Origin of the sequence: Mesorhizobium sp. M8A.F.Ca.ET.218.01.1.1 (assembly GCF_004791165.1) — a bacterium.
Lineage (GTDB): Bacteria > Pseudomonadota > Alphaproteobacteria > Rhizobiales > Rhizobiaceae > Mesorhizobium.
Genome location: NZ_SRUZ01000001.1, coordinates 1,166,388 through 1,178,500, shown reverse-complemented (window position 1 = coordinate 1,178,500; position 12,113 = coordinate 1,166,388). Strand labels below are relative to the sequence as shown.

Here is a 12,113-nt window from a genome sequence, read left to right as displayed (position 1 = left end):
AGGGGCGGCGCGACGTCTCAGGCCTTCCATGTCCGGCCCCTGCCATGAGGATTACTGAGCAATGACCGGTCTCGACGCCATCACGCTTTCGGTTCTCCAGGCCGCCTTGCAGCAGGTCTGCGACGAGATGGACCTGACCTTTTCCCGCGCCGCCTTCTCGCCCGTCATCGCCGAGGCCAATGATCGCTCGGACGGCATCTATTCGGCCGTCGATGGCTCGCTGATCGCCCAAGGCAGCCAGGGCCTGCCGGTGTTCGTCGGCGTCATGCAATACTCGACCAAAACGGTCATCGAGATGATCGCCGACGGCCGCTGCCTGGCGCCGGAGCCGGGCGACATCTACATCGTCAACGACCCCTATCTCGGCGGCACGCATCTGATGGATGTGCGCTTCGTCATGCCTGTCTACCGCGCTGGAAAAATCTTCTGCTGGTTGTCCAACACCGGCCATTGGCCCGACATTGGCGGCTCAGTGCCGGGCGGGTTCTCGGCTTCCGCGACCGCCGTCGAGCAGGAAGGCCTGCGGCTGCCGCCGGTAAAGCTGTTCAAGAAGGGCGTGCTCGATCCAGAGATCTACGCCATCATCTGCTCCAACATCCGGGTTGCCGACCAGCGCATCGGCGACATCAGGGCGCAGGCCGCCGCGCTGCTGATCGGCCAGGATAGGCTCAACGGGATCCTGGATCGTTACGGAGATGAAACGGTTACCAAGGCGATCGCCGAACTGCGCCGACGCGCCGCCGAGCAGATGCGCGCCAACATATCCGCCATTCCCGACGGCACCTATCGCTCCAAGGCCTTCGTCGATTCCGACGGGGTGGTCAACGAACCGCTGACCATCGCGCTCGCCGTGGAGAAAAAGGGCGATGCGCTGACCTTCGATTTCACGGGCTCATCAAAGCCCTGCGCCGGGCCGATGAACAGCGTGCTGGCGACGACCTTGTCGTCGGTCTATCTCGCCATGCGCCATATCTTCCCGGATGTGCCGATCAGCGCCGGCGCCTTCGAGCCACTCGAGGTCAAGCGGCCGGAAGGCACCTTCCTGGACGCAAAGTATCCGCGCCCGGTCTCGGGTTGCGCCGCCGAGGTCTCGCAGCGCATCGCCGAGGCGGTGTTCGCCGCCATGGTGCAGGCGCTGCCCGACAAGGTGACGGCGGCTCCCGCCGGCTCCAGCGGCAATTTCGCGCTCGGGGGCAGCGACCCGGCGCGCGGCCGCGACTATGTCATGTACCAGATCTCCGGCGGCGGCTATGGCGGCAATTCGGCCCATGACGGCCTCACCAATGGCTGCTCGACCATCGGCATTTCGAAATCGCCGCCGGTCGAGATCATGGAGCAGGCTTTTCCCGTGCTCTACCGGCACTATGCCTTGCGCGAAGGATCGGGTGGCGCCGGCAAGCATCGCGGCGGTTTTGGCCTCGCCTACGAGGTCGAAATCCTGCGCGGCGAGGCGCGCGCCTCCTTCGTCATGGATCACGGCCGTTTTGGTCCGCAAGGCGCGCTTGGCGGGGAGGATGGCCAGCCCAACAGCGTGACCGTCTTCCGCGATGGCGAAGAACACATACCGCCACACCTCTCCAAGGAGCAGGACATCCCGCTCAAGGCCGGCGACCGCGTGCGCGTCGGCACGCCGGGCGGCGGCGGCTATGGCGATCCGCGTGAGCGCGACCCGAAACTGGTCGCTCGGGATGTCCAGCTTGGCTACTATACAGCCGAGCAAGCCAAGGATCTGTTCGGGACCGAGGCACAAGCAAGCTGACCAGACTCGGATGAGCCGCCCCGCGCCGTGATCGCCGCATGACGTGTCGTTTCCGTCACCGCCGACCGCATGAAAGCCCGTAGATTTGTCCAGTCAACGGAGATCCCGAACATGCGTCTTTTCGGTCGTTTCGTGCTTGCCGCTTCCGTCGCCCTCACCATCGCCACCGGCGCTGCTTGACTATCTTGGCTGAGCGGCGTTCCCCTTTCTACAGCAGCATCGTCGGGCTGGGCGCGACCATGGGCCGGGTCGGCGGCGATTTCATCTCGGCCAGATACTATTCCGGCATTGCCGACGAGCACCTGAACACACGCGCCAATGTCGGCGTGCAGGACCTCAGCACCATGGGCAAGATGGACATCAAGGGTCCGGACGCCGAGGCGCTGGTCAACCATGTCATCGTCAACGACGCCGCGGCGATGAAACCGGGCAATGTCCGGTACTCCACCGTCTGCCGCGAGGACGGCGGCATCATGGACGACCTCACCGTGTTCCGGCTGGCGCCGGAGCATTTCATGCTGGTGACCGGCTCGGTCAACCGGCTGAAGATGCTGCCCTGGCTCCAGCATCATGCTGAGGGCCGCAAGGCCTATGTGACCGACATCACCGCGGCGGTCGCTTTCCCCACGATCCAGGGCCCGCGTTCGCGCGAACTCCTGAAGGCGCTGGTCGTGGAGGCCGATCTCGATGGCCTGAAGCGCTGGGCGTTCACCTCGGGCCGCATCGGCGAAACAAAGGTTATGATTTCCCGCACCGGCGTCACCGGTGAACTCGGCTTCGAACTGTTCGTGCCTGCGGACGAGGCGGCCTCCGTCTGGGACGCGCTGATGAAGGCTGGCCGGGATTTCGGCCTGAAACCCTATGGCGTGCTGGCCATGTTCACGCTCGGCCTGGAAAAGGCCTATCCGGCGCATGGCATCGACATGGACGAGAGCCGCACGCCGTTCCATGTCGGCCTCGACCGCTGGATCAAGTTCGACAAGGACGATTTCGTCGGCCGCGAGGCGCTGCTCAAGATCCGCGACAAGGGCCTCGACGAGCGCTGGACCGGCCTGATCCTCGACGGCGACAAGCCGGCCGCGACCGATGCCAGGGTGCTGGCCGACGGCGAGGATGTGGGCGTGGTCACCTATAGCGACCATGGCTATTCCCTCGGCAAGGTGCTGGCCACCGCGCATCTGCGGTTGCCGTTCACGGCTGTTGGAACGGAGCTCAGCATCGCCGTCGACGGCCAGCCCGTGCGCGCTGTGGTGGCGCCGATGCCGTTCTTCGATCCGGAGGGGGCGAGGTTGAGGGGCTAACCTGGTGTGTGCGCGTCCCACAGCGCCATAGCGGCCAATCCTCCGCGCTGCCCCTCACCTGCCTGCCGGCATCCTCTCCCCGTATAGTGACGGGGAGAGGGGCGCTCCGTCGCCGATTTCGCCAATCATCGCCGTTGCAAGAGGGGCGCCGGCGTCACGGCCAGCTTCTCTCTCCCCGTTCTACGGGGAGAGATGTCCGGCAGCACAGTGAGGGGCGGCGCCAACGCTAAGATTGTTTAGTCAGAAGGTTCGGCCGAACCTGAATATCAGTCGCCTCACCCTCGCCGGTCGAGCCGCGCCACCAGCCGATCGCCCACCCACTGGATGCCGCAGACCAGGATGATCAGCACGATCACCACCGCCACCATCACCGAGGTTTCAAACCGCTGATAGCCATAGCGGATGGCGAGGTCGCCGAGGCCGCCGGCGCCGATGGCGCCGGCCATCGCGGAGGCGCCGACCAGCGTCACCAGCGTCACCGTGAAGCCGGCGACGATGCCGGGCAGGGCCTCGGGCACCAGCACCTCGCGGATGATCGTCCAGCGGTTGCCGCCCATGGCGCGGGCGGCCTCGATCAGCCCGTGGTCGACCTCGCGCAACGACACTTCGGCAATCCGCGCATAGTAGGGCGTGGCGGCGATCGACAGCGGCACGATGGCCGCCCAGGTGCCGATCGAAGTGCCGACGATCAGCCGCGTCACCGGGATCAGCGCCACCAGAAGGATGATGAACGGCACCGAGCGGAAGCCGTTGATGACGGCGCCGAGCACGCGATTCACCCACGGGCTTTCGGCAATGCCGCCGCGTTCGGTGGCGATCAGCGCCAGGCCGAGCGGCAGGCCGAACACCAGCGAGATTAGGCCGGAGGCGGCCGTCATCAGCACCGTCTCCCAGATCGACCGCAGCAGAAGCTCAAACAGGATCGGCGACATGGCCAAGCACCTCCACCCGCGCCTGGCGGGATTTTAGAAAAGCGATCACCTCGGCGAGATGACCCGCATCGCCGCCAGGGATGGAGAGGAACAGCGTCCCCACCGGCTCTCGCTGGATATGGTCGATGCCGCCATGGACGAGCCGGAAGGCACCGGGCACGGTTCTCGCAAGGTCGGACAGCAGCGGCCCGCGCGCAGGCTCGCCCGCAACGTCGACGCGCAAGATCGTTTCGGTACCACCCGCGAGCAGCAGCCGCGCCGCCAGCTCCGGCGGCAGTTGCGGCCGGATCGCGCCGAGCAGGCGTCTTGTGATCTCGGACCGTGGATCGGCGAACACAGACCAGACTGGCCCTTCCTCGACGATGCGTCCGGCGTCGATCACCGCCACCCGGTCGGCGATCGAGCGGATCACCTCCATCTCGTGGGTGATCAGCAGGATGGTCAGGCCAAGTTGCCGGTTGATGTCCTTGAGCAAGGCGAGGATGGACCGCGTTGTCTCCGGGTCGAGTGCTGACGTCGCTTCGTCCGACAGAAGCAGCGCCGGCCGCGCGGCCAGCGCCCGGGCGATGCCGACGCGCTGCTTCTGGCCGCCCGACAGCGACGCCGGATAGGCTTTCGCTTTCTCCGACAGGCCGACGAGATCGAGCAGTTCCGCCGCCCGATTCAGCCGCTCGGCCTTTGGCCGGCCCTCGATCTTCAGCGGCAGCGCCACATTGTCCTCGACCGTCTTGGCCGACAGCAGGTTGAAATGCTGGAAGATCATGCCGATGCGCCGCCGCAGCGGCTGCAGGTCGCGCTCGCCGAGCCGGCTGATTTCGCGGCCCTCGATGAACACCTCGCCGGAATCGGGCCGCTCCAACCCGTTGAGGCAGCGGATCAGCGTCGATTTGCCGGCGCCGCTGCGGCCGATGATGCCGAGGATCTCCCCCTTGCGCACCGTCAGGGAAATGCCGTCGAGCGCCGCCGTCGCGCCGAAGCGGCGCTTCAGCTCGACAAGACGCACCACGTCCCGCGCCGGTGCATCGGCGTCGTTCGTGTTCTCGATGGCTGCGGTCACATGCTGGTTCATACGCGGATCCCGAAACAGGATTGCGGCCCGCGCGTTGCGCGGACCGCTTTTCTTGTCAAAGCAGACACTTTCGTGCCCGGATTGCTCAATAGGCGCTGAGGCCGGTGCCCTTGTAGACCTTGTCGAACTCGGCTTTGACCGCCTCGTTCTGGTAGGACGCCACCAGCGTCTTCACCCAGGCCTCGTTCTCGTTGCCGACCTTGACCGCAATGAAGTTGCGGTACGGATTGTCTGCGATCGGCTCCTGGGCGATGCGGTTTTCCGGTGTCAAGCCGCTTTTCAGCGCCCAGTCGGTGTTGACCACGGCTGCGTCGAGGTCCTCGACCGAGCGGCCGACGATGCCGGCGTCGAGTTCCTTGATCTCGACCTTCTTGGGGTTTTCGGCGATGTCGGCGGTGGTGGCCAGGATGCCGGTGCCGTCCTTCAGCTTGATCACGCCCTCATTCTGCAGCACGCGCAGCGCCCGGCCTTCATTGGACGGGTCGTTGGGCACGCCGATGACAGCACCCTGGGGCAAGTCGGCGACCGCTTTGTACTTCTTGGAATACAGGCCGATCGGCCAGACGCCGGTATAGCCGACGCGCACGATATGGTAGCCCTGCGTCTTGATCTGGTTGTCGAGATAGGGCTGGTGCTGGAAGGCGTTGGCGTCGATCTCGCCGCGTTCGAGCGCCTCGTTGGGCTGGGTATAGTCGTTGAACACCACCGTCTCGATGCTCAGGCCCTTCTCGGCGGCTTGAGCGACCACGACGCGCCAGACATCCTCGTCCTCGCCGCTGATGATGCCGACCTTGATCGCCTTCTTGTCCTCGGCGAAGGAGGCATGCGGCGCCATCAGGGCGCCTATCGCGACGGCCGATGCGAACAGCAGAGCCAAGCCGCTGCGGCGGTTCAGGGTTGACCTTGGGGAAGAGGACAAAGTGTTGTTGAGGTCGGACATGATTGATCTCTGCGGTTGTGAAGTCATGGCAGCAAGGCGGATTGCCTAGCCTTGTTCACATCGTCAGAAATTCTATCGATTTTATCAAAGAACGCCTTTCGCCATTCTCCTTGAAGCCGGGAATATTCTCTCAAAAATTTTGAAGAAGGGAGTAAAAGACTGCGGGCGTCGAGAAGCGGTGAGGTCCTCAGCGAACCCGGCGGCTCCTCAAAGGGCAATCCATGCCGTCTTCAGTTCGAGATACTTCTCCAGCGCGTGCAGCGACTTGTCGCGGCCGAAGCCGGATTGCTTGACGCCGCCGAGCGGCACGGTGACGTCGGCGCCGCCATAGGTGTTGACGTGGACGACGCCGGCGTTGATGGCGCGCACCATGCGATGCGCGGTGGCAAGATTTGATGTCCACACCGCCGAGGCGAGCCCGTAGACCGTCGAGTTGGCGAGCCGCACCGCTTCCTCCTCGGTCTCGAAGCGCATCACACCGAGCACCGGCCCGAACACCTCTTCGCGGGCAAGCTGCATGTCCTGCGTCACGTTCTCGAAGATCGTCGGCGCCATATAGCTGCCGCCGGTCTCGGCCAGGATCCGTTCGCCGCCGGTGACCAGCCTCGCGCCTTCTTCAGTGGCCTTGGCGACGAAACCAAGATTCTTGGCCAGCTGCTCCGCGCTCGACACCGCGCCGACATCGCTTGCGAGATCGAGCGGATCGCCGACCTTCAGCCTTGTGGTCGCCGAGAGCAGTTCGTCCATGAAACGGTCATAGACGGAGGCCTGGACAAGCAGCCGTGAGCCGGCGACGCAGACCTGGCCGGAATTGCGGAAGATGCCGTTGGCCGAGACGACAGCCGCCTGTTTCAGGTCCGGCGCGTCGGCGAAGACGATGTTGGGCGACTTGCCGCCGAGTTCGAGGAAAATACGCTTCAGATTGGAACGGGCGGAGTATTCGAGTAGGCGGCGACCGACCGGTCCCGAGCCGGTGAAGGCGATGGCGTCGACATCCCCATGCAGGCCAAGCGCCTCGCCGGTGACCGCGCCCCGGCCGGTCACGACATTGAGCACGCCGGCGGGCAGCCCGGCTTCGGCAGCCAGTTCGGCCAGCCGCAGCAGCGTCAGCGAGGCGATCTCCGGCGGCTTGACCACCACGCAATTGCCGGCGGCCAGCGCCGGCGCGATCTTCCAGGCGCCGATCATCAGCGGGAAGTTCCAGGGAACGATGACGCCGACGACGCCGAGCGGCTCCTTGTGGATCAGCCCGAGCACGTTGTCGGCGGTCGGCGCGATCTCGCCATAGACCTTGTCGATCGCCTCGGCGTAGTAGCGGATGGTGCCGGCCGCCGACAGCGGCTCGGCCTTGTAGGCCATGCCGATCTCGGTGCCGTTGTCGCGCACGCCGAGCACGGCCAGCTCGTCGACGTGTCTTTCGATCAGCTCGGCGAGCCTGGTCAGCACCTTCTTGCGGAAAGCGGGGGCAGCGCGCGACCATGAACCCGTGCCGAACGCCTTGCGTGCCGAGCGCACGGCGCGGTCGATGTCGGCTGGATTGCCGTCGGCGATGCTGGCGAAAGGCCGGCCGTCGATCGGCGAAATCACCAGCAGGCTCGCGCCGCTTGCCGCCTCCGCTTGGGCGCCATCGATGAACAGGCCGCGCGCGCCGATCTCCGCCTTGCGCAGTGTGTCGATGGCACTTTGACTGATCATTATATTCTCACTTCAGGAGGGTCTGCGGGGCGGCGTGATACGCCGCCCTGATATCTCGCTCAATCCTTGAGCGGTACGCCGAGATTGTCGAAGGCCACCGGATCGCGGCTCTTCAACGCGCCTGCCAGCAGCAGGCCCACCACGCCGGCGATCAGCACCAGTCCCGGCAGGAACGCACCGAGGAAGCCGCCGGCCCCCGACAGGCTGCCGAAATTGATGACGATCAGGTAGATGATGACGACGAAGGCGATGAAGGTCAGCCCGGGCAGGATCGTGGTCTTGAGCGCGTTCTCCTGGGCCGACGGGTTGGCGCGGAAGTACATCACCACGGCGAGCGAGGCGACCGCCATCATGACGATGACGCCGAGCGTCGCGACATTGGTCAGCCACGAGAACAGCGCCAGCACCGGATCGAGCCCGAGCACGGCGAACAGCCCGACGACGACAGCCGCCAGCACGCTCTGGATCACCGAAGCGACATGCGGGCTCTGGTGCGCCGAATGCGTCACGCCGATCGACTGCGGCAACAGCTTCTCGCGGCCGGAGACATAGATGTAGCGGGCAACCGCATTGTGGAACGCCAGCACGCCGGCAAACAGGCTCGACACGAACAGGATGCTCATCGCGTGCGTGAGCAGCGTTCCGGCATAGCGGTCGGAGAGGCCGAACAGGAAGGTGGTCGGATCCTGCAGGCCCTGCAGCGCCGGCAGCAATTTGTCGACGCCGGCGCCCACCGCCATCAGCCAGGCGGTGACCATGTAGAAGACGCCGATCAGCAGCACCGAGAAGTAGGTGGCGCGCGGAATGGTGACCTTGGGATCACGGGCTTCCTCGGCGTAGATCGTCGTCGCCTCGAAGCCAATGAAGGCGGCGAAACAGAACAGGATGGCGATCGCCGGCGCGCCAGAGGTGATCTGGCTCCAGCTGAAAGGGGCCGCCGAGAGGCCGCTGTCGCCGCCGGTCCTGAGGATCACCAGGTCGAGGATCAGCACCACGGCATATTCGCACAGCACCAGCACCGTCAGGATCTTGGCCGACAGGTCGACCTGGCGGTAACCGAGCACGGCGACGATGGCGATGGCGATGAAACTCCACACCCACCAGGGAAGGTTGATGCCCCAGCTGGCGAACAGCCCGGAGGTCGCGGCGCCTAGCAGGCCCATGACGCCGATCTGCATGGCATTGTAGGACAGGATGGCGATCAGCGCCGTGGCGCCGCCGGCAAGGCCGCCCAGGCCGCGCGCGGCATAGGCATAGAAGGCGCCGGCGTTGCCAACATGGCGCGACATGGCGACATAGCCGACCGCGAACAGAAGCAGCAGCACCGTGACGATCAGATAGGTGCCGGCAAAGCCGGCGCCGTTGCCCATCAGCATGCCGAGCGGCGTGCCGCCGGCGACCGCCGTGAGCGGGGCGGCGGCCGAGATCACCATGAAGGTGATGGCGCCGACGCCGAGACTGTTCTTGCGCAGCCTGTTGGCCGGCGCCGCTTCCGAAACTGCTGACATTGGTCCCTCCTGTTTGCAAACCGGTTGGCTTGCCGGCCGAATGGCCTGTCCCATACGCTCTGGATGTGGTTCATTATTTGAACCGTTATTTTGAATATAGACTTGCAAACAAAGCGGCTTGCTGTCAAGTTAATTCACACGTTAATTGATTGCCGCTTATGGGGCGCACAATGCTGGGAGGAATGCGTTGAGTACGGTCGGCAAGGCGATTTCACTCCTGGAGCTGTTCACCGTGGCCGAGCCCGAGCTCGGACTGTCGGACCTGGCGCGCCGGTCGGGGTTCGACAAGGCGACGACGCGGCGCCTGCTGGTGGCGCTGACCGGCCACGGTCTCGTCGAGCAGGATGCCGCCACGCGGCTCTACCGGCTCGGCGCCGGCCTGTCGCGGCTGGCGCGCATCCGCGAGGCCCGCTTTCCCTTCCTGCAGACCGCGGTGCCGCTAGTGCGGGATCTGGCAAGTGCCACGGCCGAGACCGTGCATCTGTCGGAATATGGCGTCGACCGGCTGGTCACCGTCCATGTCGAGCATCCGGCGCGGGCAAACCGGGTCAATGTCGATATCGGCCAGCTTCTGCCCCTGCATTCGACCGCCTCTGGCATCGTCTATCTGGCCTTCGCCAGGGATGAGGCCGTCAAGGCATGTTTGACCACTCCCCTGGAGGCCTTCACCGCGCATACGCTGACCGAGCCGGCCGCCATCGCGCGCTCCATGGGCGAGGCGCGCGAGCGCGGCTATTCGATCTGCGACCAGGGCCTGGAGGAAGGCGTCATATCAGTCGCGGCGGCAATCCTGGCGGCGGATGGGTTCGCGCTCGGCACGATCGCTGTGGCGGCGCCGAAGGCCAGGACGACGGCGGCCGACATCGCCGAGCGGGGACTTGCGGCCGTGGCCGCCGCGCGCGAGATTTCGATGCGGCTCAACGGCGACAATCTGCAAGCGCTGAGGAGGCAGGCCTGATGTCCGAACCCCGCATTCTGGTCATCGGCACCGGCGATACCAAGGCCGAAGAACTGCTGTTCATGAAAGCATGCATCGAGGCATCGGGCGGCAGCGCCGTTATGCTGGATGTCAGCGTGCTGGGCGACCCGCCCTACAGCCCCGATCACGACAAGCACGCGGTCGCCCGCGCCGTGGATGTCACCATCGCCGAGATCATCTCCAGCGGCGATGAGAACACCGCCATGACGCTGATGGCGGGCGGTGCCGTGCAACTGGTGCGCAAGCTCCAGCAAGACGGCGAGATCGACGCCTTCATCGCTATAGGCGGCTCGATGGGAACCGATCTGGCGCTCGATGTCGCGCTTTGCCTGCCGCTCGGCGTGCCGAAATTCGTCGTCTCGACCATCGCCTATTCGCATCTGATCCCGCCCGAGCGGGTCGCGCCAGACCTGATGATGATCCTCTGGGCGGGCGGGCTCTACGGCCTCAACACCATTTGCAAGCTCGTCCTGTCGCAGGCCTGCGGCGCGGTCGTCGGCGCGACGAAGATGATGCTTGAAACCCGCGCCTCCGCGCCGGCGAAAGGCCCGACCGTCGGCATGACCTCGCTCGGCAGCTCCTGCCTGCGCTACATGAAGACGCTGAAGCCGGCGCTGGAACGGCGCGGCTATGACGTCGCCGTCTTCCACACCACCGGCATGGGCGGCCGCGCCTTCGAATCGATCGCCGGCCAGGATCATTTCTGCGCGGTGTTCGATTTCAGCCTGCAGGAGATCACCAACCATCTGGCCGGCTCCGTCGTCAGCTCCGGCGCCGACCGGCTTGAGAATGCCGGCGCCCGCGGCATCCCGCAGATCGCGGCACCCGGCGCGATCGACATGGTCGACCTGCCGACCTGGCAGGATTTGCCGGCTAAATTTTCCGAACGCCCGTTCCACGCCCACAACAGGCTGATTGCCTCGGTTACCGTCGATGCGGATGACCGCCGCGAGGTCGCCCGGACCATCGCCGGGAAGCTCGCCGCCTCGAAAGGGCGCTCTGCCTTCATCCTGCCTTCCCGGGGTATCCAGGAATGGGACACGCAGGGCGAGCCGCTTTATGAACCCGAAGCGCTTGCCGCCTTTGTCGATGAAATGCGCAAGGGCATTCCCGCCGGGGTCGAGTTCCACGAGATCGACGCCCATATCAACAGCGACGACTTTGTCGGCAAGGCGCTGGAAATCTTCGACCGCTGGGTCGAGGAAGGCATCATCCCGCGCGGTGCCCCGGCCAAGGAGGTCGCGGCGTGAGCGCCGTTCCCGCCCAGGCCCTGGTGCTCGATTTCGGCGGTGTCGTCACCCGCACGCTGTTCGAGACGCACGCCTTGACCGAACAGGCGTTGGGACTGAAGCCCGGAACGCTGCAGTGGCTCGGCCCGTTCGATCCCGGCAGCGATCCGCTGTGGCGTTCCATGCAGGCCGACGAGATCACCGAGCGCGACTATTGGCGCACGCGTACCAGCGAGGTCGGCCGGCTCGTAGGCGAGGACTGGCAGGCGATGGAAACCTTCGTCCAGCGCGCGCGTGGCGCCCAGCCCGAAAAGGTGGTGCGGCCGGAAGCCATCAGCGCTATCCGCGCCGTCCACGCGGCGGGATTTCGCCTGGCGATCCTGTCCAATGAACTCGACCTGTTCTACGGCGCCGACTTTCGCCGCCGGTTGCCGCTGCTTGGCCTGTTCGACGTCATCGTCGACGCTACCTATACCGGCATCCTCAAACCCGACCCGCGCGCCTATGGCTTCATCACCGAGGCGCTCGGCCTGCCGGCCGGCGCCTGCGTGTTCGTCGACGACCAGTTGCGCAATTTCGAAGGCGGACGCGCCGCCGGCATGCGAACGGTCCATTTCGACGTTGCCCGGCCGGCCCAGTCCTATGCCGAAGCCCTCGCCCATTTCGACCTCGTCCCAGCTGCCTGAGACCATTTGCGGAGC

The 12,113-nt window shown here is 65.5% G+C and carries 10 protein-coding genes; 5 read left to right on the top strand and 5 right to left on the bottom strand.

The genetic code is table 11. The annotated features are described in order from the left end of the window. Nucleotides 1–61 precede the first annotated feature (61 nt). Nucleotides 62–1,759: a hydantoinase B/oxoprolinase family protein gene (locus tag EN861_RS05700; RefSeq protein ID WP_127275365.1), complete on the top strand. Its 1,698-nt coding sequence runs from the start codon at nucleotides 62–64 to the stop codon at nucleotides 1,757–1,759. Nucleotides 1,760–1,944: 185 nt separating this feature from the next. Then, the gene (locus EN861_RS05695) at nucleotides 1,945–3,060 is read left to right on the top strand and encodes an aminomethyltransferase family protein (RefSeq protein ID WP_127275366.1); all 1,116 of its coding nucleotides are present in this window, start codon (nucleotides 1,945–1,947) and stop codon (nucleotides 3,058–3,060) included. Between the two features lie 275 nt (nucleotides 3,061–3,335). Here the strand turns inward: EN861_RS05695 and EN861_RS05685 are convergent, their stop codons facing one another. The 5 genes from EN861_RS05685 to EN861_RS05665 form a co-directional block, all read right to left on the bottom strand. Next, complete coding sequence (locus tag EN861_RS05685) at nucleotides 3,336–3,992, bottom strand: methionine ABC transporter permease (RefSeq protein ID WP_127871143.1); 657 nt, start codon at nucleotides 3,990–3,992, stop codon at nucleotides 3,336–3,338. After that, entirely contained in the window at nucleotides 3,973–5,061 is a 1,089-nt protein-coding gene (locus EN861_RS05680) for a methionine ABC transporter ATP-binding protein (RefSeq protein ID WP_127275368.1), read from the bottom strand. Before EN861_RS05680 ends, EN861_RS05685 begins: the two co-directional genes overlap by 20 nt. Nucleotides 5,062–5,146: 85 nt before the next feature. Further along, on the bottom strand, nucleotides 5,147–6,001 hold the full coding sequence (locus EN861_RS05675; protein WP_127275369.1) for a MetQ/NlpA family lipoprotein: 855 nt from the start codon (nucleotides 5,999–6,001) through the stop codon (nucleotides 5,147–5,149). A gap of 207 nt (nucleotides 6,002–6,208) precedes the next feature. Next, the gene (locus EN861_RS05670; protein WP_135862816.1) at nucleotides 6,209–7,696 is read right to left on the bottom strand and encodes an aldehyde dehydrogenase; all 1,488 of its coding nucleotides are present in this window, start codon (nucleotides 7,694–7,696) and stop codon (nucleotides 6,209–6,211) included. A gap of 59 nt (nucleotides 7,697–7,755) precedes the next feature. Beyond that, nucleotides 7,756–9,204 carry an APC family permease gene (locus EN861_RS05665; protein ID WP_135862814.1) on the bottom strand — a complete coding sequence of 483 codons (1,449 nt, stop codon included), beginning with the start codon at nucleotides 9,202–9,204 and terminating at the stop codon, nucleotides 7,756–7,758. A 187-nt stretch (nucleotides 9,205–9,391) separates the two neighbouring features. Between EN861_RS05665 and EN861_RS05660 the strand changes: the two genes are divergently transcribed. The 3 genes from EN861_RS05660 to EN861_RS05650 are packed head-to-tail and all read left to right on the top strand — an operon-like array spanning nucleotide 9,392 to nucleotide 12,098. Further along, on the top strand, nucleotides 9,392–10,162 hold the full coding sequence (locus EN861_RS05660) for an IclR family transcriptional regulator (RefSeq protein ID WP_135862812.1): 771 nt from the start codon (nucleotides 9,392–9,394) through the stop codon (nucleotides 10,160–10,162). Beyond that, on the top strand, nucleotides 10,162–11,433 hold the full coding sequence (locus tag EN861_RS05655) for a Tm-1-like ATP-binding domain-containing protein (protein ID WP_189343560.1): 1,272 nt from the start codon (nucleotides 10,162–10,164) through the stop codon (nucleotides 11,431–11,433). The genes EN861_RS05660 and EN861_RS05655 overlap by 1 nt, the downstream gene beginning before the upstream one ends. Next, nucleotides 11,430–12,098: an HAD-IA family hydrolase gene (locus tag EN861_RS05650; RefSeq protein WP_135862809.1), complete on the top strand. Its 669-nt coding sequence runs from the start codon at nucleotides 11,430–11,432 to the stop codon at nucleotides 12,096–12,098. The genes EN861_RS05655 and EN861_RS05650 overlap by 4 nt, the downstream gene beginning before the upstream one ends. Nucleotides 12,099–12,113 lie beyond the last annotated feature (15 nt).

Bases quoted from the DNA above. Each gene is read 5' to 3' on its own strand.
- EN861_RS05700 (WP_127275365.1), top strand. From the start codon at position 62: ATGACCGGTCTCGACGCCATCACGCTTTCGGTTCTCCAGGCCGCCTTG.
- EN861_RS05685 (WP_127871143.1), bottom strand. From the start codon at position 3,992: ATGTCGCCGATCCTGTTTGAGCTTCTGCTGCGGTCGATCTGGGAGACG.
- EN861_RS05680 (WP_127275368.1), bottom strand. From the start codon at position 5,061: ATGAACCAGCATGTGACCGCAGCCATCGAGAACACGAACGACGCCGAT.
- EN861_RS05675 (WP_127275369.1), bottom strand. From the start codon at position 6,001: ATGTCCGACCTCAACAACACTTTGTCCTCTTCCCCAAGGTCAACCCTG.
- EN861_RS05670 (WP_135862816.1), bottom strand. From the start codon at position 7,696: ATGATCAGTCAAAGTGCCATCGACACACTGCGCAAGGCGGAGATCGGC.
- EN861_RS05665 (WP_135862814.1), bottom strand. From the start codon at position 9,204: ATGTCAGCAGTTTCGGAAGCGGCGCCGGCCAACAGGCTGCGCAAGAAC.
- EN861_RS05655 (WP_189343560.1), top strand. From the start codon at position 10,162: ATGTCCGAACCCCGCATTCTGGTCATCGGCACCGGCGATACCAAGGCC.